Below are 21,206 nucleotides of genomic sequence, written 5' to 3'. Positions count from 1 at the left end.
ACGCAATGAAGTTGACCCTCCCCACCTGGCTGACGCTGCTGCGGATTGTGATGATCCCGGTGCTGGTGCTGGTGTTCTACCTCCCCTACAAGTGGACCAATTTCGCCTCCGCGGCGATCTTCGGCCTGGCCGCATTGACCGACTGGCTGGATGGCTGGATCGCGCGCCGCTACGACCTGGCCTCGGCGTTCGGCGCCTTCCTCGATCCGGTCGCGGACAAGCTGATGGTGGCCGTGGCGCTGTTCCTGATCGTGCAGGGCCATCCCACGCCGTGGATGGCATTCTGGGCGGCCGTGATCGTCGGTCGCGAGATCGCGGTGTCGGCGCTGCGCGAGTGGATGGCCGAGATCGGTCAGCGCGCCAAGGTGCGCGTCGCCCTGATCGGCAAGATCAAAACCACCGCGCAGATGGTGGCGCTGCTGTGCCTGCTGTACTCGGTGGCGCCGCATACACCGATGCACGAGATCTGGATGGGCGAAGTCGTGTTCCACATCGGCGACTGGACGCTGGCGATCGCCGCCGTGCTCACGCTGTTCTCCGGCCTGCAGTACCTGCATGCGGCCTGGCCGAGCCTGCGTGAAGACGAACGCGCCGCGCGTGAAAGCGCCAAGGCAAAAAAGAATGCCTGAGGGCTGTTGACAGCACCGCGTTTGGCTGTAAAATTTCGCCTCCCAAGCGGGAATAGCTCAGTTGGTAGAGCGCAACCTTGCCAAGGTTGAGGTCGCGAGTTCGAGTCTCGTTTCCCGCTCCAGATATCGGTTTTCAAGGCGGTTGATCGCAGTGGAAGCCAGCAGAAAAAGCGACCGGAAGGTCGCTTTTTCTGTTTCTGCGGTTGGTTTGGACAGGCGCACTCACGGCATCGTGCGCGGCGCCGTATCGCAATCGTCTTCCAGCCTCAGGCGTTCATCACGAATGCCCACGCAGCGCTGGACGAGCCTGTCTTCCTCGACGGCCGCAAAACTCACCAGCCAAGGCGCGGGCAGTGAGCGGAAGGCCGCGACAGGTCCGTCGGCCAGATCGATGGCCATGTCGATCGAATCCAGACAGCTCTGCAGCAACATGAAATCGAGCTGGACCAGTGCGCCCTCGCGCACCCCGAGCAGCAGAAGGCCGTCTTCCTGTCCTGCGCCGCAGTAGCCCATCGGGGCACCGGGGCGCGATGCGGCGCTGATGAACAACAGCAGGCTGCCGTCCGCTTCCGTTGCGGCTGCGTGGCGTCCCAGTGCCATCACTGTGTCCGACCGGGACAGCGCGTCGCGCAGTGTCGGATTCACCCGCAGATCGGTAGGGCCGGCAGCGGACAGCAGCTGCGCACTGCCAGCGGCGCTGTCGATGCGCAGGTATGCGCCGCTGCCGTCTGCCAGCGGCAGATGGAGGGGCGGCGGCGCAGCCAGGGCAGGGCAGGCGCCTGCTGCGGCCACCGCGGTGCACAGGCCCAGCAGCCCGGTGAGAAGGTAGTTCATGGCGCGGATTGTCACATGGGGGCGACGCGCTGCGCTGCGGGCGTGTCGCTTCATACCCGCTTCACCGGCACTTCATGGCCGCTCCGCCGGCGACCGCGATCCTGCACACCTCGCCTGCGCAGGACCACGCCACCAATGGAAACCGCTTCTTCCGCCTACGACTGGGATCTGGTGGTGGTCGGCGCCAGCTTTGCCGGCGCCGCCTGCGCGCTGGCGGCTGCGCAGTATGGCCTGCGTGTGTGTGTGCTCGAGCGCAAGGCCGATCCCGGTGCGCGCCTGCATACCACCGGCATCATCGTGAAGGAGGCGATCGAGCAGACCTGGCTGCGACGCGTGCCCGATGCACTGGTCCAGCGGGTGGAGCACGTGCGGATGTATGCCCCGAACCTGCGCAGCGTGCTGCTGGCAGCACCGGACTACTACTTCATGACCACCGATACGCCGAACCTGCTGCGCTGGCTGGCCAGCGAACTGCGTGCCAGCGGGGTGGCGCTGCGCCTGGGGCAGTCGTTCACCCATGCGCGGCGCGAGGGCGTGGGCTGGCAGGTGGAGGGTGTGGGGCGTGCCCGCTATCTGGTCGGTGCCGACGGCGCCACCTCGCGCGTGGCGGACCGGACCGGGCTGGGCCGGGTGCGGGACCATCTCTATGGCGTGGAGCAGGAGTTCGCCGGCGTGGTGTTGCCCGAGGCCGGTGCGCTTCACTGTTTTGCGAGCCGGCGGTTCGCGCCAGGCTACATCGGCTGGGTCGCGCAGAATCCGACCGGCGTGCAGGTCGGGCTGGCGCTGCGCCATGATCCCGCGCGTGCGCGGCAGCCGGACAGGGAGGGCTTCCTGGCGCACGTCCGCGACGCGGTGGGCCTGCCCGCGTCCGCCCAGGCCGGTGCCACCCGCGCGGGCCTGGTGCCGTGCGGGCTGCCGGACGGGCCGATCACCGCGCCCGGCGTGATCCTGACCGGCGACGCGGCCGGGATCGTCTCGCCGCTGTCGGCCGGCGGCATTCATTCCTCGTGGCGGCATGGATGGACTGTGGGCGATGCCATCGCGCTGCATCTGCGCGGGCAGGGGCCGGCACCGGAAAGCGTTGCCGCAGGCGCGGCACCGAGGTTCCGGGCCAAGCGGGTTCTGCGCTGGGCAATGGACCATCTGCAGATGGACTGGCCGCTGGACCTGGCCCTGCAGTCGGGGGCGATGCGGCGGGTGGCCGAACAGATCTACTTCCATCGACGCGGCATGCGCGTGTGAGGGCGGTCTATGGTGAACGCGGCCGTTCCACACCGGCTGAACAAGCATGTTGACGGCGTGAAGGAATCCCGACACAATAGCGCTCCTTCGACGCAGGTCGAGGGGCCGGAAGCCTCCAGCACCCCCGGGTGCGATGCAGTCGGAGCAGTCGAAAGTCTGCGGGAATAGCTCAGTTGGTAGAGCGCAACCTTGCCAAGGTTGAGGTCGCGAGTTCGAGTCTCGTTTCCCGCTCCAAATTTTGATCCACAGACTTCTACTGGGGTCTGTAGGTCATTGAAAAAAGGAGCTTCGGCTCCTTTTTTCATTCCAGCGAGTGCCACGGAAATCCACCCACAGCTACCGTTTTTGAGTGACCAAATAAGGCACAAGAATACGGGTGGGTCGGCTACCGGATAGTTGCTGGGGCTGAGCGGGGACCATGACGAGCATAGGGCCTAAGTCATTACTTAGGAGTCTCGAAATGGCGCTCTCTGATCTGACCGTCCGGCAGGCGAAGACCACCGGAAAACGCTACACCCTCTCCGACAACGACTGCCTGGGCCTGATGGTCTCAGCCGCAGGCGGCAAGTCATGGCAATTCCGCTACTACTGGCTGGGCAAGCAAAAGCGCCTGTGCCTGGGCGGCTATCCTGCTCTCAGCCTGCGCGAGGCCCGGATCGAGCGAGACAAGGCCCAGGCCCTGCTCGCCAGGGGGATCGATCCTCAGGTCGAGCGCGACCAGAAACGGCACGCGGCCAAGCTGGCGGGCGAATACACCTTCAAGACCGTCTTCGATGCCTGGGTCGAGCATCGCCGCAAGGAACTCAAGGAAGGCCGTCAAAGCACGCTGTCGCAGATCCTGCGCATCTTCAACAAGGACGTGTTGCCCACCCTGGGAAGAATGTCGATCTACGACATTCGCCGCCCCCAACTCCTGGGCGTCTTGGCGGCGATCGAGAAACGCAAGGCGTTCACCACCGCCGAGAAGGTCCGCACCTGGTTCAACCAGTTGTTCCGCTATGCCCTGGTCATTGCCGAGGGGTTGGAAGTCAACCCGGCCGCCGACCTGGACGTGGTGGCAGAGCCCAAGCCCCCCGTAGCCCACAATCCCTACCTGCACCTGCCCGAGATGCCCGAGTTCCTCCAGAAGCTCCGGCTCTACAACCCCCGTGGCTGGCAGACCCAGCTTGGCGTCCGGCTGCTGTTCCTGACCGGGGTGCGCACCGGCGAACTGCGATTGGCCGAACCCGAACAGTTCGACCTCGACAGGGGCTTGTGGATCATCCCACCGCAGATCGTCAAGCAGCTCCAGGATGAAATGCGCAAGGCAGGGAAGCGGCCGCAGGATGTGCCCCCCTATATCGTGCCGCTATCCCTGCAGGCCATCGAGATCGTGCGCTATCTCCTGGGGGTGATGCGGCCGGCGCAGAAGTACTTGCTGTCACACCGCAGCGAACTCAAGAAGCGCATCAGCGAGAACACCCTCAACAAGGCCGTGCAGCTCATGGGCTATGAGGGGCGCCTGACCGGCCACGGCATCCGCGGCACTATCTCGACGGCGCTCAACGAGATTGGCTACCCGAAGATTTGGGTGGACGCGCAGCTTTCCCATTCCGACCCCAACAAGGTGAGTTCGTCCTACAACCACGCCAAGTACGTTGAGCCGCGCCGTCGGATGATGCAGGACTGGGCCGATCGGCTCGACCTGCTCGAACAGGGCGAAGTGGAAGCCGCGAGCGCGCATCTGACCATCCGTATCGACGGGGCGCCGGCGATGGCAGAAGTGGAGGAAGCGGTGGATGCGACCCTCGCGATGGCCGAGCCCACTCCTCCCGGCGTCCCGCCCGTCGTGGCCACGCCTATTGTCGTAACCCCGAGCAGCGGCGGCATCACGTTCCAGCGGCTGTCTCAGGTACCGCCGCCTCCGACGCATGCCCCAGAGCCGGAAGTGTCCGCGATCCAGCGCGAGCGCGAGGAAATGCTGACCATCTACGAGTCTCCAAGCAGCTTGCCGGTCCCGCTGTTCGGCAAGCTGGCCGGAAAGTCCAAGGACCAGATCAACCGCGAACTGAAAGCGGGCAAGTTGCTGTCCATCAGTTTGGGCAATCGGGGGCAGCGTGTTCCCGATTGGCAACTGGTGCCGCTCAAGCACAAGCTGGCCCAGGTGCTCATGAACCAGTGCCCGCACGCGGATTCGTGGGATCTGTACCGCATGCTGACCCAGCCGCACCCTGACCTGGGGGACCGCGCGGCCATTGATGCGGTCACGCCGACCAACGTACCGGCGATCATCCAGGTCATCATGGGCGACTACCAGCACTATGCGGATATGCCCGAGGCCATTGCCCCGTACCCCATCCCCGAGGATGTGCGGCAAAGCGTTCGTCGGCTGGTGGATAGCGCAGTAGTTCTAGACGGAGCATAGGGCTCTCAAACCTTGCAGGGGCCTTGCGGCCCCTGCATTACGCTTGCACCGCCTCCACGAGTTCGCTCAGCGTGCGCGGTGCGGGAGCGAAGAACACGGCGCCGGTGTGCGCCGTCGAGAAATCGAGCAGGCGGTCGTGCATGCCTGGCGGATCGCCGAGGAACATGCGCTCCAGCATCTTCTGCGTCACCCACAGATGCCTGGAGTAGCCGATGAAGTAGGTGCCATATTCGCCCTGGCCGGGGCGGCCGAAGGGCATGTTGTCGCGCAGGATGTCGTGCTCGGTGCCGTCGTCGTCCACGATCGTGGCGAGGGTCTTGTGCGATTTCTGGCCGCTCGTCGCGTCGGGCAATTCGACATTGCTGACGATCTCCCGGCCGATGATCCGCTCTTGCTCGTCCTTGGCGAGCCGAGCCCACGGCTGCATTTGGTGCAGATACTTCTGCACCACCAAGTAGCTGCCGCCGGCGAACGCCTGATCTTCACTGCCGACCAGCGTCGAGGCGCCGATGTCGTGCCCGGTCGGGTTGGCCGTGCCATCGACAAAGCCAAGCAGGTCGCGGGAGTCGAAGTAGCGAAAACCGACCACCTCGTCGGCCACCGTCACGCTGCTGCCCAGTTGGTCCAGCAGCAGGCGCTCGAATTCAAAACAGAGGTCCTCGCGTTCGGCACGGATGTGAAAGAACAGGTCGCCGGGCGTGGCAGGCGCGGTGTGCTTGGCACCCTCGATGGGCACGAAGGGCCGTAGTTCCTTCGGGCGCTTCCCGGTCTGGAAACGGTCCCATAGCGCCGATCCCAGTGCAGTGATGCACGACAGCCGGCCGTTGAGATCGCGGAAGCCCACCGTTTTGATCAGGTCGTCCAGCCCGTCCAAGACGCCGGCGACCGCCTGAAGGGCCTCGTGGCCCTCGGCGACCGTCAACGTGAGAAACACCGCCGCGCGCGACAGCGGCGCATCGATGCTTTGCGAGTCAATTGGTACTCGATCCCAACCACTTCCAACCATTCGTGCCTCCAAAGACCATGTTAATTCATCATATTGCCAGAGATGGAAGCGCTATCACTGGCGCGCTAACAGGCGCGTGCCGCTGCAATTACCCGCACGCAGCCTCGGCGAGAGCGGGCTATGGGGTATTCGAGCAAGCCGCCCTGTCCCTGGCAACCAGCATTGCCCTGTGCTCGAACCGCTCAGAAACAACATTGGCTCGTCCGTGGGGTCGCTGCAGGTATGTCACGATCTCGTAGGGGCCGTCTGAAAGCGGTCGCATAGTGATCCCCCACGCATGGGCACGCTCAATGCGCGATTGCGCGGAGAGCCCCACTCCGTAGCCAGCGGTCACCCAAAGCGCCATCATCTCGAACGAAGTCACGTGCTGAATGCTCTGCTGGCTCAACGGAAGAAAGGACAGTCGCTGATCCAGCAGTAGGCAAGCCTCCGCCGGCCAGCGAAACACCGGATAGTCCAGAAGCTCGGCAAGCGTGATCTTCGCCTGGGCAACTAAGGGGGACCCCAGCGGCACTGCAACAGCCACGTTCTCCACCCAGAGCGGTTGGCTTTTCACAGCCGGAGCACCAGCGTTCCGAAGCGTCATTCCAGCGTCGTAGCGGCCTTCCTCAAGGCCCGTCAACAGATCATCGGCTGAGGTCTCAAAGAACGTGATGGTGACTTCTGGTTCCTCCGCGCGCTGTAGGGCAAGAAGCGTTGTGAGGCAAGAGGATGGCACTCCGGGCGCGATAGCAAGCCTGAAATGGGAAAACTGGCTGGTGGCGTCATGCATGAGGGCCCCCAATAAGCGATCTGTCCAGAAAGGCAAACCAGCGTTTCAGGAAAGAGTGAAGTTTAACGTCGTTATCTTTAACGTGGTTAATTGTGGCAGATTGTTTGACGCTTCTGCTAATGCAGAAATCAACAATTCAGCCAGGCCGTCCTTCTGGCACATCGACGTATGAATCCGAGTCGGCGTTAGCCTTCGGACAGGCCGTGCGCGCTGCGCGCGTCGCTCAAGGAGTCGCGCAAGACGAGTTCGCATCTCGGGCAAGCATTTCGCGTTCTCACATGGGTAAGATCGAGCGTGGTGAGCACGTGCCCACGCTTCCGCTCATACTGAAAATTTCTACGGCACTTGGAATAAGCGCGGCTGACCTGATGACGGCGACCGAACGCAATCTGCGTGCCGACACTGATCCCTGAGTGTCTAGCCTGCCAGGCTCCGTCAACCGTCCGAAGAGTCGCGAAGGCGAACGATAAATCGCTCCACCGAAGCCGATAAATTGCCGCCGTCCGGCCGAAGCAGGTAGGTGGTGATCACGGCAGAATCCATCGCCAAGGGGCGGATCACCACATCCGGCCGTTGGGAGATGGGAATCTTGGTCGCCGTCATGAAGCCGATGCCGTAGCCGGCGCCGACCAACGTGAGCATCATGTCCAGCGAGGACACTTCCTCGACAACATTCAGCTTGTGCTCCAACGTGTTGAGCAGCCGCTTGAGTTCGCGGCAATAGCCCTCGCATACCTGCGGGTCGCACAGGACAAGTGGATGGCCTTGAAGTTCTTGAAGTGGCACCTCCTTGTAGGTGAGCAATGAGTGACGAGCTGGCACCGCAATCACCAGCGGGTCGTGCCAGATTGGTTCGGCAGCGATACCGTCGCCGACATCGCCCGTGTGCGCGAACCCGATCATGAAGTCGCCCGAACGCAAGCCACGCACTTGCTCTGCCAGAGGCACTTCTGACAAGCGTATTTCGATCTCCGGCTCCTCGGCGCGGCAACGAGCCAGAAATGCCGACAGCCGTGGATCGATAGCCCCATCTGATACAGCGATGCGCAGGCTACCGCGCAAGCCCGATGCCACAGCCTTGGCATTTTCACGAGCCTGTTCCAGCACTGTGAATAGACGGCGAACATCTTGCAAGAAGACCGCGCCCGCCGCCGTTAGAACTGTTCCTCGTCGGTTTCGGTCGAAGAGCACTACGCCCAACTCGTCCTCAAGTTCCTTGATGGCTCGTGATAGCGGTGGTTGTTCGATATGCAGGCGCTCAGCCGCCCGCGTGAAATGTAGCTCCTCAGCAAGAACTACGAAGCAGCGAAGATGGCGCAGCTCCATAGGCCACCCTCCCGTTCCGACTTATCCAACACTGTGCTATCTCCCTATAGAAGTGACTGCCATTCTGGCGGCGGCGAGTTCGGCCACATCATTGGAAACTTCTGGCTGAATGAGCCAGGGCTGGGTTGACCGTGCGATGGCCCGAGGCAGGCACAACACTAGGCGAGCCTGATCAAGTCCGTGGGGTGATAAGGATCAGACGAAGGCTATCTCCAGCCACGCACGTCAATGGATGCCGTGCATCGTCCCCGTCTGACCCTTGGCCGATTGCGAACCAAGCGCTTGAACACGCTTGCGGTTGATCATCACCTGCGGATTGCTGAGGCTCTGCTCCTGGTCCGAGCCAAGGCAAGTACCCTGGGGCAGACGGCAAATGCCGGCGAAAATATTCGCCGGCTCCAGTTGCTGCCCGGAGACTGGCGGGACCAGAATGCCTCTCACCAGAAAGTGTGAGACATCCTGATGCTTAGCCCGCGCCGGATGCTTAATGCCGCACTGAACCATGCGGGTCGATGACGTACTTGTATGCAGAACCCGCGTCGAACTCTTTGTACGCGGCGGGCGCGTCTTCGAGCTTGATGAACTTAGTGTTCATCATCGGCGAAAGGTAAGGCATGCGATCGTTCAGTATCGCCCGCATTAACGCGTGGTTGTAGTTGGCCGTCGGAGATTGACCAGCCGACATTCGCGGCGACTTGATCCAGGCGTTGGACCATTCCAGATCCATATGGCCTTTCTTGGCTTTCGGGTCTTTCGAGATCGGGTTTGCGCAGTACACACCGACCGTACTGGTCATTCCGCCGAAGCGGACATATTTGAGCATTGCGTTGGTAACAGCGCTCTCCACGATCTTGTCAGCCTCCGCGCCAAACCCGCGGCAGTCCACACCAACATAGTCGATGACGCGATCCACCTCCCTGTGCCCGGTAATGCGTTCGAGATGCTCCTCGATCGGCACGCCGTCGGAAAGGTTGATGGTTTCCACGCCGTGTGGCTTGAGAAGGTCCAGCCGCTCTTGAATGTAATCGGCAACGATGATGGCGCCTGCACCCAGAAGTCTGGCGCAGGCGGCACCCGCTCTGCCGACCGGCCCGGCACCGAAGATCAGGATGTTTTCGCCGACGACGTAGGCCGGCGCGGCTGGCCAGTCTGGGCCAGCGAACCCATGGAAAGCTGTGGGTAATACGTCAGAGAGAAGGGTCAGGTCGCGGATTTTTTCCATGGCGGCATCCTTGTCAGGGAAGCGAAGGAGATTGAAATCCGCATACGGTACGAAGAGATAATCACCTTGCCCCCCCGTCCAGCCACCGAGGTTGAACCCGTAGGCTCCGCAGTCGATTTCGGGGTTGGTGTTCTCGCATACATCGGAGCGCATATGCTTGCAGTTGTAGCAACGCCCACACCCCACATTGAAGGGAACGGAAACGATGTCGCCCTTCTTCACGACTTCGACGTCCGATCCCACTTCGATCACTTCGCCGGTCATTTCATGGCCCATGGTCATTCCCTTGGGAACAGCAAACGAACCGCGATAAATGTGAAGGTCGCTGCCACAGATATTTGTGGTAACTATTTTGAGGATAGCGCCATGGGGTGCGCTTTTCCCTTGAGGGGTTATCAGCTCTGGAAATTTGAAGGTGTTGACCTTCATTTCCAAGGGCTTCTCGAAAGTCACGATTCGGTTACCGGTCGGAGTCATTTCGTCACCTCTGTGCGTTAATGTTTCCATCTTCTAAATCGAAGTGGGAAACGAAATTTACCGCTGTCAAGAAGAACGATCGTGGTACTGCCTAGCCGTTGGCCGCGTCTCCTTCTGCGGTCTTGACAGCATCGGATCAAGCTCAGAAGTGGTCAAACTGGAATAATCTATGTACAGATAGGCACGATCTATCTACGCGGGATCGTCGAGCCGTGCTCGTCTCCTAGCCGGGAGAGGGCAACGATCATCGCTACATCGCGCCTCCTAGCTTGATCTAGGAACAGTCAGCTCGACCCAGCGAGACATGAGGAGGCCGCATGCAGCAGGTACTCCTGTCCCCCGAGTTGCCCCTGGACCTAGTGGCCTTCGATGGGTTGCTCAGCACGTGGCGCCTGTTAGCGGCGCACACGGCATGCCTGCAATCTTCGCCTGGTTGAAGCAATACAGAGTTGCTCTTCAAGACTCGCTATTTCAGGGGGCTTTGAGATGAGTCTGCTTTGGGCTGGAACCGACGATGGATCGATATAACGGATTGAAGAGTGGCGGCGAGTTCGGGGGTGTGCACCATTTCGAGCAATGCACGCGATGACGGTGCCTCGAACGCATTTTTCCCAGCAACGAATCCGACATTTGAGTGCGACATTGGTCCATTGATTGCGATTGCGTGGAGATTTGGAATGTGCGCGAGTTGGCCGGCGAGAGATTGCGGAAGAACTGCCGAATATTTTCCTGTCGCCACGTGTGCCGATAGCACGTCAATTGAATCAGTGCGAATAGTCTGCGCGGTACATTGCATCAGCCTATCTTGAATGGGTTCAGGTACTGCCGAGTTCAGCACGCAGAGTTGTCTATTGAGAACATGGTCCCACGTTGTGCTTCGGGGTTGCTGTGTTCTCGCGGCGTGAAAAAGGAAAATGCGTTCACGGTACAGAAGGTGAGTATCGAAGTCTTCCCCTGGGATATCCTCCAAATGCATGAGTGCGATATCCAAATTGTTTTCTCGAATCGCCTGTAGCAGGGAAGAAGCGCCGGAAACCAGAACTGATTGTTGAAGTAAGGGTGTTTTTTCAGCAAGGGCGATGCTTAATGTGGGCGCTACACCGGCAGTTCCTGGGAGTATCCCTAGCCGGAATTGCCCCTCTATACCTCGCCGTAGTGCGGAGAGTTCTCGCTCCAGCCCTTTGCAGTCGTCATACATCTGCTGAGCCCAAGACAGTACGCGCATCCCTTCAGAAGTGAGGCCGTCATAGCGTCGGCCATGACGCACGATCTCGACACCCATGTCTTCCTCCAATTGCTTAATGCCCGCGGAGAGTGTCGGCTGAGAAACATTGCAGCTTTTGGCCGCGTTGCCAAAATGGCCTTCACGGTGCAAAGCAAGCAAGTATTCAAAGTTTCTTACGATCATATATTTTCTTCTGATAAAGTTGATTAGATTTTATACTTTCACGAAAAACCCTGCGCACGCTTCGATCCGCGTCCAACCTTGGGCACGTAGCTGGCACGCATGAAAGGCTGCCGCGCGCAGTGCCCATACAGTAGGTTCGACTCGTCATCGACGGTCAGCACCACAACGCACGGGACAGCCAATAGCGCGAACACAGGTGCTTTGCGCTGTGGGCGAGTCGTCCTCATGTAGCTTAGCAGTTGGCGCGTTCTGGAAGGGAGTAAGCGTGAGTGGTGAGGCACGCAACCGCAAAAGGCGGTGCTAAGCTCTTGAGCTGTTCGGGTCGTGGCCGTTGAAGCGGGGAGAGAATGGAGCCTGCCATGGCCGTTGTGGCGCAGCTGGGGAAATCCTGAAAAAGACTTCCTGATTTGGCAAAATCCCCGGACACCAATCGCCGAGCTTTTCGATGATGAAACAAATGACCTTCGCCGATGCCGAGTACGCCGGTAAGCGCAAGCAGACCCGCAAGGAGCTGTTCCTGATAGAGATGGATCGGGTCGTACCCTGGGAGGGTTTGATTGCTCTGATCAAACCTCATTACCCAAAGGGCGAAGGGGGCCGTCCAGCCTATCCGCTGATGGCGATGCTGCGGATTCATCTAATGCAGAACTGGTTCGGTTACAGCGATCCGGCGATGGAAGAGGCGCTGTACGAGACGACGATCCTGCGCCAGTTTTCCGGTCTGAGCCTGGAGCGAATCCCGGATGAAACCACCATCCTCAACTTCCGTCGCCTGCTGGAAAAGCATGAGTTGGCCACCGGTATTCTCGGCGTGATCAATGGCTATTTGGGCGACCGTGGCTTGTCACTGCGACAAGGCACCATCGTCGATGCCACTCTGATTCATGCGCCCAGTTCGACCAAGAACAAGGACGGCAAACGCGACCCGGAAATGCATCAGACCAAGAAGGGCAACCAGTATTACTTCGGTGCCAAAGCTCACATTGGTGTCGACGATGAGTCCGGGCTTGTGCACAGCGTGGTGGTCACTGCGGCCAACGTCGCGGACGTAACCCAAGTCGACAAACTGCTGCACGGTGGTGAGAACGTGGTCTGCGCTGATGCGGGCTATACCGGTGTAGAGAAGCGTGAAGAGCATGAGGGGCGCCAAGTCATCTGGCAGATTGCAGCCCGGCGCAGCACTTACAAAAAGCACGGTAACCGCAGCGCGTTATACAAAGCGATACGTAAGATCGAAAGAGCCAAGGCCCAGGTTCGCTCCAAGGTTGAGCATCCATTTCGGGTGATCAAGCGCCAGTTTGGTTATACGAAAGTGCGCTTCCGAGGCTTGGTGAAAAACACTGTTCAGATGGTGACGCTGTTCGCCCTGTCGAACATTTGGATGGCGCGTCGACATTTGCTCTCCAATGCAGGAGAGGTGCGTCCGTGAAGAGTGAAGTGACTGCTGCGAGGTGCTTGCAGCGGCAAAAAAGGCTGAAATAGACGGCAGGTTTGACCGGGATTTGAGCGGCTACCGTTTTTTGAAAGTGTCGATGGCGAAGTAGCCGGAAAACAGGGGCTACTTCAGACCATCCCTAGTACACCATGCCCCCAGCGTTTCCTTAGCTGCGATTGACGGGCATGCCTGGCGGTAGCTCAATAACAGCCATTTATGGATGAAGGAACGAGGGGAATAAGGCAGATGAAGATATTCACGATTGGATTCACTAAGACCTCCGCGCGGTCCTTCTTCACCAAGTTAAGTGCTTCTGGTGCCAAGCGCCTTGTCGATGTTCGCCTGAATAATGTTTCGCAATTGGCCGGGTTCGCTAAACGCGAGGATCTTCGATATTTTTCCGAGGCGTTGTGTGGGATGGAATATGAACATCTACCAGCACTTGCTCCAACCAAAGACATGTTCGAGGAATATAAAATAAAAGGGGGAGATTGGGATATCTACGCCAGTAAATTTCTGGATTTAATGTCGTCCCGAAAGATTGAGTCAATCGATAAAGAAAAGATTGATAACAGTTGCCTGCTTTGCAGCGAAGACAAGCCCCATCACTGCCATCGGAGGCTAGTGGCCGAGTACCTTGCAGGCAAATGGCCGAATGTTGAGATCGTGCATCTTTAGAGGGGCGACGTAGCTCCACGTTTCCAACGCCTCGTCTGGAGGGCTGAGAGAGACAAAGGCGCGTATCGGCGGGAGCCGGCGCCACACATTGGGCGTACAGAGCAACCTCGCCCGCCACGGCTCGATGTCAGCGCTCAACGAGGCGAGTGGCTCCAGGTGCATTGGCAGACGGGCCGCTGGCTGACGTCGTGGCGATCGGCGGATATGCACTGGGAAGCCCGCCCATGTGTTGGGCTATCATGTTGGCGACGCCTACGCCCAGGTGGGGCGCGGCAGGATCGCCGTCATTTACACCCCAGTTTGGTACTGCTATAGGTCTTCTGGAATAGCCGATACATCAGGACAAATTGAAGTAGCTCAATTAGGAGATATCTAATGTCAACCGGTATGTTTATTCTGCACTCCAACTATACGCCGGCGGGGGACCAGCCAGAGGCGATCGCGCGGCTGCTGTCGGACATAGAAGAAGGTGCGACGCACCAGACGCTGAAAGGTATCACCGGCTCAGGTAAGACCTTCACCATGGCCAATGTGATTCATCGTCTGAAGCGGCCCACGTTGATCTTGGCTCCCAACAAGACGTTGACCGCGCAGCTCTATAGTGAAATGAAGCACTTCTTTCCTGAGAATGCGGTCGAGTACTTCGTTTCGTATTACGACTATTTTCAGCCCGAGATCTATATGCCGGGCACCGATCGTTTCATACCGAAGGACTCGGCCATCAATGACCACCTTGAGCGCCTGCGCCTGTCCACGACCAAATCCTTGATTGAGCGTCGTGACGTGATCGTCGTCGCTTCGGTGTCTTCAATCTACGGCCTGGGTGATCCAGATGCATATCGAGCGCTACAGATCGCTCTGTCCCCTGGGGTCAAACTAAACCAGAGAGAGCTAATTCGTCGCTTGGCTTTGCTGCAATATGATCGCACGGAGCGTACGCTCAAGCGTGCAACGTTCCGCGTCCAAGGTGATGTGATTGACATTTTCCCCGCTGATTCCGAGTACAGGGCGGTTCGGGTGGAACTGTTGGATGACACTGTTGCGTCTGTCCAATGGATGGACCCTGTTACTGGCAAGACGTTGGGAGAGATAGACCATTATTTGGTTTCGCCAAAAACGCTTTTCGCACCGCCCACGAACAAAATAGATTCTGCATCCAAAAAGATACTCGCTGATATGGAAGAGCGGGTTGCCGAGCTGAACAGGAATAATCGCTTGGTCGAGGCAAACAGACTGTACGAGCGGATCACGCATGACGTGGAAATGATGCGCGAGGTCGGCTATTGCTCGGGGATGGAGAATTATTCCTGCTACTTCAGCGACCGAGACGCAGCTTCTCCTCCGATCACGTTGCTGGATTATTTGCCGAAAGACGGGCTGCTGTTCGTCGATGAATCTCATGTCATGGTGCCACAGATATCCGCAATGTACCGGGGGGATCAGGCGCGCAAGGACACGCTGATCGATTACGGGTTCCGTTTGCCTTCATCGAAGAACAACCGGCCATTGAACTTTGACGAGTTCGAGAAGGTCAAGCCTCAGACCATCTTTGTTTCCGCTACTCCGGGCGACTACGAGCTGAGGGTGTCGAAAGGCAGGGTTGTCGAACAGGTTATCAGGCCAACGGGACTGCTTGACCCCAAGGTTGAAGTGCGGAAAGCGGATGGATACATAGATGACCTGCTTGCCGAAATATCGAAGTGCGTGAAGAGAAAGAATCGAGTGCTTGTGACTACGCTGACGAAGGTCAGTGCAGAAGAGCTAACGGATTTCTTGACGGACAACGGGATTCGAGCGCGCTACATGCATTCGGACATAAAAGCGGAGGATCGTGTTGAGATCATCAATGGCCTGCGCGCAGGAGAGTTCGATGTTTTGATTGGGATTAGTCTTTTGCGCGAAGGGCTGGATATTCCAGAGGCATCATTGGTTGCCATTCTCGATGCAGACCGTGCAGGGTTCTTGCGTTCGGCCCATGCGCTCATTCAGATGATCGGTCGAGTCGCTCGGAATGAAAACGGCAAGGCGATCTTGTACGCCGACGCGGTGACGCCGGCGATGAAGCAGGCGATCGATGAGACCAATAGGCGCAGGCAGCTTCAAATTGCCTTTAACGAGGAAAATGGGATTTCTCCAGCCTCGTCTGTGCGAAAACTAGCAGGGGAAGAGACGAATACGGAGGAGCCCACCGTTCATTCCGAGGCTTTCTGCGAGAACTTGTCCGACCTTTGCGATCAGATCACTGCCAAGGAACAGCAGCTACTCGAATTTACCGATACCGGTGACGAGCAGCGCGTCGAAGACATTCGTCATCAGTTGGATGGGTTGTACCGGCAATTCATTTACATCTAATCGTTCGCCGGCATTGAGTTGCATGGCCGACCGATCTGCACCTGGGGCAAGCGGGCAGACGGTCGGCTCATCATTCAACCGGAGGGGTGAGCCGCCGAGGCTCAGTGCCCCGCTTTCCAAGGTGTGTGCCCTACAGCGTCTTGCGACGTGTCAGCGCAAAGCTGGCAACGATCCAACGGCGACCAGCATTTCATCAAATACCGCTCGAACCCTTCCCGGAATGGGGCCACGCTGAGGCCGATAGACGTACAACCCCCATGCCGGAGGTTCTTCGTTCTCCAGCACTCGCACGAGCTTCCCGCTGGCAATGTAGGGGGCGGCCATGTAGTCCGCCAGTTGCGCGAACGCGATCCCGGCCAGCGCCGCTCCCATTTCCATGTCGGCATTGTCTGCGACGAGAGTGGGTGCGGTAGGTGTCCACTGGCGTCCCGCCTTGAAGTGCCAAGGCCAGGGACGGCCGGTATTGATATCCAAGGCCACGGTAACTGGCAGGCTGCTTAGCGCATCGATGTTTGCAGGTACGCCCACTTTCTTGATCAGGCGCGGAGCGGCAACGATGGGGAGTCTCATGTCGGCGGCCTTGCGTGCGACGAAGCGGCTATCGCGCATGAATCCGACCCTGATCCCGACGTCAATCCCTTCGTCAACCGTATTGCTGATGCGATCGGACAGGCGCACATCCAGCGTGATGCCGGGATGGCGCGCGGCCACGCGCTCCAGTGCCGGTAGCACCGCTCTGGTGCCCAAGCTGTGCGGTGCGGTGATGCGAACCGTACCGGACAGAGAGGCCTGCTGGTCGGAGCCAGGCGTTCGCCACAGATCCTCGAACCGCTCCAATGCGGGGCGCACTTGGTCTAGCAGCCCTTCGCCGAAGGCGGTGATGCGCACCTGGCGCGTGCTTCGATGAAACAACACCTCGCCGTAGTGTTGCTCCAGTTGCTGGATGGCACGGGTTACACCTTGCGGAGAAGTCCCCAGCCGGACGGCCGCATCGCGAAAACTGCTGCTTTCGGCCGCCACCCGAAAGATGCGCAGTAGTTCCATTTCCTTGTTCATGACGCACGCCTTATGGCCGATTTCGCTGCTCGTTGATTGTTCCAGATTGTGGAATTATAAAATCGCAACAATTCCATATACAAGGGAGGCGCGGTTGCCCAGACTGACAACACCCCGGAATGCTCCGCTCCGAACAACCCAATAAGGAACGCGAATGAACGCTGCGACTCTCATCACTGCCTACTACGACGCCTTCAACCGCGGTGACCGCGAGGCCATGCTGTCAATGTTGACCGATGACGTCGCGCACGACTTGAACCAGGGCGCTCGTGAGGTCGGTCGCGAAGCCTTCCGCGCCTTCCTGCAGCGCATGGACCGCTGCTATGGCGAGCAACTGCGCGGGATCGTGGTGATGGTCAGCGCCGACGGCCTGTGTGCAGGCGCGGAGTACGTGGTGCATGGCGAATACAAGGTCACGGACGACGGGCTGCCGGAAGCCCAGGGCCAGCGCTACGTGCTGCCGGGCGGCGCGTTCTTCGAGATCCGCGATGGCAAGATCGCTCGTGTCACCAACTACTACAACCTCGGCGACTGGATCGCACAGGTTGGAGGGGACGCCTGAAATGACCAGCGACGTGCAGGTGCTGGTTCATCGTGGTCCGGACATTGCCGAATGGTTCGATGCCGTGGCAGGCCTGCGGGCGAGCGTCTTCCGCAGCTTTCCTTACCTGTACGAGGGCGACACCGAATACGAGAAGCACTACCTCGCTATGTACGCCCGTTCGGCAGACAGCCTGCTGGTACTCGCGCTCGCTGATGACGTGGTCGTGGGTGCGTCCACGGGATTGCCGCTCGGCGATGCGGAGCCGGCCTTCCAGGTGCCGTTCGCCGATCGAGGAATCCCGATGGAGGCAGTGTTTTACTGCGGCGAATCAGTCCTGCTCCCGGCCTTCCGGGGCCTTGGCCTGGGCCATCGCTTCTTTGACGAACGCGAAGCGCATGCCCGTTCGTTGGGCGGCATGCAGTGGACATCGTTCGCGTCGGTGGATCGAGCAGACGACGATCCCCGGCGTCCTTCCAACTACCGCAGTAATGATCCCTTCTGGATCCGTCGTGGCTACGTGCGGCAGTCGGACATGAAGGTTACGCTGCCCTGGAAACAGGTGGGTGAGCCGAGCGAAACCGAGCAGACGCTCACGATGTGGCTGCGCTCCCTGGAGAACGCGAAATGAAAGTAGCAGTTGCGAAATACGCAGTGGGTCAGCCCACGGGCTTCGAGGCATTCGCAGCGCGGCAGCGGCGGGTTCTGGAGGAGGCGAGCCGTGCCGGAGCGGAACTGGCCGTGTTGCCAGAATATCTGTCCCTCGAACTGGCTGCGATGTTCGAGCCTGGCATCCGCCAGGATTTCAACGCCTCGCTGGCCGCGCTGCAGGCCTTGCAGCCTGCGTGGCTGGCCCTGTACACCGACCTGGCGCGCGAGCTGCGCATGACCATTCAGGCCGGTACGTTCTTGACCCGGGTTGGACCGGATCGCTATCGCAACCGGGCGTGGTGGTTTGCGCCGGACGGCACGCGTGACTACCAGGACAAATTGCAGTTGACGGGGTTCGAGAAAGACACTGGCGTCATCGAGGGGGGCGACGAACTCAAAGTGTTCGACCTGAATGGCGTGCGTGCCGGCATCGCTGTCTGCTACGACAGTGAGTTTCCATTGCCCGTGCGAGCCCAGCGAGAGGCGGGTGCACGCCTGCTGTTGGTCCCGAGCTGTACGGACACGAGGGCAGGTGCAACCCGGGTTCGTGTGGGCTGCATGGCGCGGGCACTGGAGAACCGGATGTTCGTCGCACAGGCCGTGACGACCGGAGCTGCTGACTGGAGTCCGGCGCTGGACACGAACACTGGCGAGGCCACGATCTATGCACCCATGGATCGTGGATTCCCCGAGGATGGCATTCTCGCGACTACTTGCGGCACGCAGACATGGGCGATCGGTGATCTTGACGTTGAAGCACTCGAACGAAACCAAGAACAGGCCCAGGTTGCGGTCGATCGTGACTGGGACGGACAGATGTTGCCTGCACTGCGGAAAGCTCGACACTCGGGTCATCAGGTCGCCTAGCCGGTCTCATCTTGATAGCTTCAACTCGATGAGTCGGCTTAGATAGGTCATATCTATCTGCGCATAGATTTTTCCAGTTTGACCAGTTTTGAACTTGCCCCGATGCTGTCGATACATGCAAGAAATATTCATTGATTTGAATGTTTTGCGCTTCTTGGGAACAAACCTGTACTAGCCTGTAAGAGTGCTCGAAGAGCACAGAATTTGTGGCAAAGTTCGGCCGCATATACTATGGGGGAGTATTGTATAATGCGGCGGTGTACCCAAGTAGAGAGGTGTTCGATGCCACACAGTCCGGAAGAAAAGAAGCAAGCACTGACGCGCATCCGGCGCATCAAAGGTCAGGTAGCGACTCTTGAGCAAACGCTTGATGCAGGTGCGGAATGCCCTGCAATTCTTCAGCAGCTTGCGGCCGTTCGTGGGGCAGTCAACGGATTGATGGCAACCGTTCTGGAGAGCTATCTGCGGGAAGAATTTCCCAGTAGCGAAATCAGGAGCGATTCGCAGAACAAGTCCATTGACGAGACCATCTCTATCGTCCGCTCCTATCTGCGATAGAGGCACCAGGGTGCCCTCGGTGAGGGCAAATTTAGTTAGCTAGTAAAGGAAGCGACATCATGAAATCACGTGCAGCAGTTGCCTTCGGGCCAGGAAAGCCGCTGGAAATCGTCGAGATCGACGTCGAGCCGCCGCGCAAGGGCGAGGTGCTCATCAAGATCACGAATACCGGCGTTTGCCATACCGACGCCTTCACCCTGTCGGGCGACGACCCCGAAGGTCTCTTCCCGGTCGTGCTGGGTCATGAAGGTGCGGGTATCGTCGTGGAGGTGGGTGAAGGTGTGACCAGCGTGAAGCCTGGCGATCACGTCATTCCGCTCTACACCGCCGAATGCGGCGAGTGCCTGTTCTGCAAGTCCGGCAAGACCAACCTGTGTGTCGCGGTTCGCGCAACCCAGGGCAAGGGGCTGATGCCCGATGGTACGACTCGCTTCTCGTACAACGGTCAGCCGCTTTACCACTACATGGGCTGCTCGACCTTCAGCGAATACACGGTCGTCGCCGAAGTCTCGCTGGCCAAGATCAACCCGGACGCCAACCCCGAGCACGTCTGCCTGCTGGGCTGCGGCGTGACCACCGGCATCGGCGCCGTGCACAACACGGCCAAGGTACAGCCCGGCGACTCGGTGGCCATCTTCGGCCTCGGCGGCATCGGTCTCGCTGCGATTCAAGGTGCACGCCAGGCCAAAGCGGGCCGCATCATCGCCATCGATACCAATCCGGCGAAGTTCGAACTGGCTCGTACCTTCGGCGCGACCGAATGTCTCAACCCGAAGGACTTCGACAAGCCGATTCACGAGGTTCTGATCGAGATGACTGGCTGGGGTGTCGATCACACCTTCGAGTGCATCGGCAACGTCAACGTGATGCGTTCGGCTCTGGAAGCTGCCCACCGCGGCTGGGGCCAGTCGATCGTCATCGGCGTCGCCGGGGCCGGCAAGGAAATCTCGACCCGTCCGTTCCAGTTGGTCACCGGCCGGACCTGGAAGGGGTCGGCTTTCGGCGGGGTCAAGGGGCGCACCCAACTCCCGGGCATGGTGGAAGACGCAATGAAAGGCGAGATCGATCTCGCCCCGTTCGTCACTCACACCATGGGTCTCGACGAGATCAACCACGCCTTCGACCTGATGCATGAAGGCAAGTCGATTCGCACGGTGATCCACTACTGATCACTCACTATCCATTCAACACCAACCACCAAGGAAATTAACCATGTCCAATCCTGTCATTTCCGGCGACGGCATCTTCTCGCACGTCTTCATCGGCGCCGCCGACGTCCAGAAGTCGGCCGCGTTCTATGACGCCGCTCTGGGTGCTCTCGGCATCAAGAACCTCGGTCCTTTCGGCAACGGATGGGTGCTTTTCGGTCGCGAAAAGCCGGCTTTCATCATCGCCCGTCCGGGCAATGGTGAAGCGCCTTCCAGCAACGGCGTGACGGTCGGCTTTGCGGCCGCCACTCCCGCCGAAGTGGATGCCTTCCACGCCGCCGGCCTTGCCGCAGGCGGCACCGACGAGGGCCAGCCTGGCCCGCGTGGCCACCTGCCGGGTGCCTATGCGGCCTACCTGCGTGATCCGGCGGGCAACAAGGTTTGCTCGTACACCTTCGTCTGAAAGCTAGGAAGCTGAGGGCGTTCTGAAAGGGCCAGCACAAGCCTCTACACGGCGAGCCTATTAGACGGACCGTGTAGAGCGGTGCCCGCTCATGAAGATCGGCCCGCAGCCATGTGCGAAACGCATGGCTGCGGGCA

At 59.6% G+C, this 21,206-nt stretch carries 21 protein-coding genes and 2 tRNA genes; 15 read left to right on the top strand and 8 right to left on the bottom strand.

Annotation, left to right across the window (positions count from 1 at the left end; genetic code table 11):
* The first annotated feature begins 5 nt into the window (after nucleotides 1–5).
* Together pgsA and GDJ08_RS04620 are read left to right on the top strand one after the other, a co-directional pair.
* A complete protein-coding gene (gene pgsA, locus GDJ08_RS04625) occupies nucleotides 6–629 on the top strand; it encodes a CDP-diacylglycerol--glycerol-3-phosphate 3-phosphatidyltransferase (RefSeq protein ID WP_017357519.1) in 624 nt (207 codons plus the stop codon).
* A 46-nt stretch (nucleotides 630–675) separates the two neighbouring features.
* Nucleotides 676–751, top strand: a tRNA-Gly gene (locus GDJ08_RS04620).
* A gap of 100 nt (nucleotides 752–851) precedes the next feature.
* Here GDJ08_RS04620 and GDJ08_RS04615 read toward each other — a convergent pair.
* Nucleotides 852–1,517: a hypothetical protein gene (locus tag GDJ08_RS04615; protein ID WP_153164370.1), complete on the bottom strand. Its 666-nt coding sequence runs from the start codon at nucleotides 1,515–1,517 to the stop codon at nucleotides 852–854.
* Between the two features lie 81 nt (nucleotides 1,518–1,598).
* Between GDJ08_RS04615 and GDJ08_RS04610 the strand changes: the two genes are divergently transcribed.
* The 3 genes from GDJ08_RS04610 (at nucleotide 1,599) to GDJ08_RS04600 (ending at nucleotide 5,109) form a co-directional block, all read left to right on the top strand.
* Nucleotides 1,599–2,705 carry an NAD(P)/FAD-dependent oxidoreductase gene (locus tag GDJ08_RS04610; protein ID WP_136006972.1) on the top strand — a complete coding sequence of 369 codons (1,107 nt, stop codon included), beginning with the start codon at nucleotides 1,599–1,601 and terminating at the stop codon, nucleotides 2,703–2,705.
* A 158-nt stretch (nucleotides 2,706–2,863) separates the two neighbouring features.
* Nucleotides 2,864–2,939 (top strand) — tRNA-Gly (locus GDJ08_RS04605).
* 226 nt (nucleotides 2,940–3,165) lie between these two features.
* Entirely contained in the window at nucleotides 3,166–5,109 is a 1,944-nt protein-coding gene (locus GDJ08_RS04600; RefSeq protein WP_023103875.1) for a tyrosine-type recombinase/integrase, read from the top strand.
* 37 nt (nucleotides 5,110–5,146) lie between these two features.
* Here GDJ08_RS04600 and GDJ08_RS04595 read toward each other — a convergent pair whose 3' ends face one another.
* The gene (locus tag GDJ08_RS04595) at nucleotides 5,147–6,115 is read right to left on the bottom strand and encodes a Dyp-type peroxidase (RefSeq protein WP_020924940.1); all 969 of its coding nucleotides are present in this window, start codon (nucleotides 6,113–6,115) and stop codon (nucleotides 5,147–5,149) included.
* 118 nt (nucleotides 6,116–6,233) lie between these two features.
* On the bottom strand, nucleotides 6,234–6,887 hold the full coding sequence (locus GDJ08_RS04590) for a substrate-binding domain-containing protein (RefSeq protein WP_023106332.1): 654 nt from the start codon (nucleotides 6,885–6,887) through the stop codon (nucleotides 6,234–6,236).
* Between the two features lie 119 nt (nucleotides 6,888–7,006).
* Here GDJ08_RS04590 and GDJ08_RS04585 point away from each other — a divergent pair, with 119 nt between their 5' ends.
* Nucleotides 7,007–7,300 carry a helix-turn-helix domain-containing protein gene (locus tag GDJ08_RS04585; RefSeq protein WP_009459591.1) on the top strand — a complete coding sequence of 98 codons (294 nt, stop codon included), beginning with the start codon at nucleotides 7,007–7,009 and terminating at the stop codon, nucleotides 7,298–7,300.
* Nucleotides 7,301–7,322: 22 nt separating this feature from the next.
* On the opposite strand, the gene GDJ08_RS04580 is transcribed toward GDJ08_RS04585, so the two are convergent.
* From GDJ08_RS04580 to GDJ08_RS04570, 4 genes are all read right to left on the bottom strand, one after another.
* Nucleotides 7,323–8,213 carry a LysR family transcriptional regulator gene (locus GDJ08_RS04580; protein ID WP_023103878.1) on the bottom strand — a complete coding sequence of 297 codons (891 nt, stop codon included), beginning with the start codon at nucleotides 8,211–8,213 and terminating at the stop codon, nucleotides 7,323–7,325.
* Nucleotides 8,214–8,438: 225 nt separating this feature from the next.
* Entirely contained in the window at nucleotides 8,439–8,654 is a 216-nt protein-coding gene (locus tag GDJ08_RS19995; protein ID WP_023464794.1) for a hypothetical protein, read from the bottom strand.
* A 43-nt stretch (nucleotides 8,655–8,697) separates the two neighbouring features.
* Nucleotides 8,698–9,864, bottom strand: a complete 1,167-nt coding sequence (locus GDJ08_RS04575; RefSeq protein WP_020924942.1) for a glutathione-independent formaldehyde dehydrogenase — start codon at nucleotides 9,862–9,864, stop codon at nucleotides 8,698–8,700.
* Nucleotides 9,865–10,378: 514 nt separating this feature from the next.
* Nucleotides 10,379–11,320 (bottom strand): LysR family transcriptional regulator, encoded by a 942-nt coding sequence (locus GDJ08_RS04570; protein WP_028698648.1) that lies wholly within the window; start codon nucleotides 11,318–11,320, stop codon nucleotides 10,379–10,381.
* Between the two features lie 448 nt (nucleotides 11,321–11,768).
* Between GDJ08_RS04570 and GDJ08_RS04565 the strand changes: the two genes are divergently transcribed.
* From GDJ08_RS04565 to uvrB, 3 genes are all read left to right on the top strand, one after another.
* Entirely contained in the window at nucleotides 11,769–12,749 is a 981-nt protein-coding gene (locus GDJ08_RS04565; protein ID WP_153164618.1) for an IS5-like element ISPa26 family transposase, read from the top strand.
* A gap of 252 nt (nucleotides 12,750–13,001) precedes the next feature.
* Nucleotides 13,002–13,433 (top strand): DUF488 domain-containing protein, encoded by a 432-nt coding sequence (locus GDJ08_RS04560; RefSeq protein WP_023835768.1) that lies wholly within the window; start codon nucleotides 13,002–13,004, stop codon nucleotides 13,431–13,433.
* 375 nt (nucleotides 13,434–13,808) lie between these two features.
* Nucleotides 13,809–15,785, top strand: a complete 1,977-nt coding sequence (gene uvrB / locus GDJ08_RS04555) for an excinuclease ABC subunit UvrB (protein ID WP_028690943.1) — start codon at nucleotides 13,809–13,811, stop codon at nucleotides 15,783–15,785.
* A gap of 150 nt (nucleotides 15,786–15,935) precedes the next feature.
* Here the strand turns inward: uvrB and GDJ08_RS04550 are convergent, their stop codons facing one another.
* Entirely contained in the window at nucleotides 15,936–16,841 is a 906-nt protein-coding gene (locus GDJ08_RS04550; RefSeq protein ID WP_023103881.1) for a LysR family transcriptional regulator, read from the bottom strand.
* A 154-nt stretch (nucleotides 16,842–16,995) separates the two neighbouring features.
* Between GDJ08_RS04550 and GDJ08_RS04545 the strand changes: the two genes are divergently transcribed.
* The 6 genes from GDJ08_RS04545 to GDJ08_RS04520 all read left to right on the top strand — a co-directional run bounded on the left by GDJ08_RS04545 (nucleotide 16,996) and on the right by GDJ08_RS04520 (nucleotide 21,069).
* Nucleotides 16,996–17,403 carry a ketosteroid isomerase-related protein gene (locus GDJ08_RS04545; RefSeq protein ID WP_023103882.1) on the top strand — a complete coding sequence of 136 codons (408 nt, stop codon included), beginning with the start codon at nucleotides 16,996–16,998 and terminating at the stop codon, nucleotides 17,401–17,403.
* Between the two features lies 1 nt (nucleotide 17,404).
* Complete coding sequence (locus tag GDJ08_RS04540; protein WP_028690944.1) at nucleotides 17,405–18,013, top strand: GNAT family N-acetyltransferase; 609 nt, start codon at nucleotides 17,405–17,407, stop codon at nucleotides 18,011–18,013.
* Nucleotides 18,010–18,900: a carbon-nitrogen hydrolase family protein gene (locus GDJ08_RS04535; RefSeq protein WP_028690945.1), complete on the top strand. Its 891-nt coding sequence runs from the start codon at nucleotides 18,010–18,012 to the stop codon at nucleotides 18,898–18,900. Before GDJ08_RS04540 ends, GDJ08_RS04535 begins: the two co-directional genes overlap by 4 nt.
* Before the next feature lie 282 nt (nucleotides 18,901–19,182).
* On the top strand, nucleotides 19,183–19,458 hold the full coding sequence (frmR, locus tag GDJ08_RS04530; protein WP_028690946.1) for a formaldehyde-responsive transcriptional repressor FrmR: 276 nt from the start codon (nucleotides 19,183–19,185) through the stop codon (nucleotides 19,456–19,458).
* Nucleotides 19,459–19,517: 59 nt separating this feature from the next.
* Nucleotides 19,518–20,627 carry an S-(hydroxymethyl)glutathione dehydrogenase/class III alcohol dehydrogenase gene (locus tag GDJ08_RS04525; protein WP_011871467.1) on the top strand — a complete coding sequence of 370 codons (1,110 nt, stop codon included), beginning with the start codon at nucleotides 19,518–19,520 and terminating at the stop codon, nucleotides 20,625–20,627.
* A 43-nt stretch (nucleotides 20,628–20,670) separates the two neighbouring features.
* A complete protein-coding gene (locus GDJ08_RS04520) occupies nucleotides 20,671–21,069 on the top strand; it encodes a VOC family protein (protein ID WP_023103885.1) in 399 nt (132 codons plus the stop codon).
* The last annotated feature ends 137 nt before the right edge of the window (nucleotides 21,070–21,206 follow it).

The sequence above is a fragment of the Stenotrophomonas nematodicola genome, assembly GCF_009467805.1.
Lineage (GTDB): Bacteria > Pseudomonadota > Gammaproteobacteria > Xanthomonadales > Xanthomonadaceae > Stenotrophomonas > Stenotrophomonas nematodicola.
The sequence above is the reverse complement of the archived record's forward strand: the minus strand, read 5'-3'. Positions and strand labels throughout refer to the sequence as shown.